Origin of the sequence: Vibrio sp. 1151_11, assembly GCF_029478525.1 — a bacterium.
Classification (GTDB): domain Bacteria; phylum Pseudomonadota; class Gammaproteobacteria; order Enterobacterales; family Vibrionaceae; genus Vibrio; species Vibrio anguillarum.
This window is the reverse complement of the sequence record NZ_SHMN01000082.1, coordinates 1-1,243: the sequence shown is the minus strand read 5'-3', so window position 1 is coordinate 1,243 and position 1,243 is coordinate 1. Positions and strand designations below refer to the sequence as shown.

At 49.6% G+C, this 1,243-nt stretch carries 1 rRNA gene; it reads left to right on the top strand.

Features of this window, described 5'->3' with window-relative positions:
- Positions 1–26: 26 nt before the first annotated feature.
- Positions 27–1,243 (top strand): 23S ribosomal RNA (locus EXZ60_RS18845); the annotation flags it as partial.

The window sequence follows — 1,243 nt, the reverse complement described above, 5'->3', positions numbered from 1 at the left end:
CAACACGAAACTTCTTCGGGTTGTATGGTTAAGTGACTAAGCGTACACGGTGGATGCCTTGGCAGTCAGAGGCGATGAAGGACGTAGTAACTTGCGATAAGCGTAGATTAGGCAGTAACAGCCACTTGAGTCTACGATTTCCGAATGGGGAAACCCACGTGCATAAGCACGTATCCTTACCTGAATACATAGGGTAAGGAGGCAAACCGGGGGAACTGAAACATCTAAGTACCCCGAGGAGAAGAAATCAACAGAGATTCCGAAAGTAGCGGCGAGCGAAATTGGACTAGCCCTTAAGCTTTTAATGATGCAGGTGAAGCCTCTGGAAAGTGGCGCAATAAAGGGTGATAGCCCCGTAACTGTTCCATCATTATAAGTGAAATCGAGTAAGGCGGGACACGTGTTATCCTGTCTGAACATGGGGGGACCATCCTCCAAGGCTAAATACTACTGACTGACCGATAGTGAACCAGTACCGTGAGGGAAAGGCGAAAAGAACCCCTGTGAGGGGAGTGAAATAGAACCTGAAACCGTGTACGTACAAGCAGTAGGAGCAGGCTTTGTCCTGTGACTGCGTACCTTTTGTATAATGGGTCAGCGACTTATATTCAGTGGCAAGGTTAACCGAATAGGGGAGCCGTAGGGAAACCGAGTCTTAACTGGGCGCTTCAGTCTCTGGATATAGACCCGAAACCGGGTGATCTAGCCATGGGCAGGTTGAAGGTTGAGTAACATCAACTGGAGGACCGAACCGACTAATGTTGAAAAATTAGCGGATGACTTGTGGCTAGGGGTGAAAGGCCAATCAAACTCGGAGATAGCTGGTTCTCCCCGAAAGCTATTTAGGTAGCGCCTCGGACGAATACTACTGGGGGTAGAGCACTGTTAAGGCTAGGGGGTCATCCCGACTTACCAACCCTTTGCAAACTCCGAATACCAGTAAGTACTATCCGGGAGACACACGGCGGGTGCTAACGTCCGTCGTGGAGAGGGAAACAACCCAGACCGCCAGCTAAGGTCCCAAATTACTACTAAGTGGGAAACGATGTGGGAAGGCTCAGACAGCCAGGATGTTGGCTTAGAAGCAGCCATCATTTAAAGAAAGCGTAATAGCTCACTGGTCGAGTCGGCCTGCGCGGAAGATGTAACGGGGCTAAGTAGTAAACCGAAGCTGCGGCAATACAGTTTACTGTATTGGGTAGGGGAGCGTTCTGTAAGCCGTTGAAGGTGTGTTGTAAAGCAT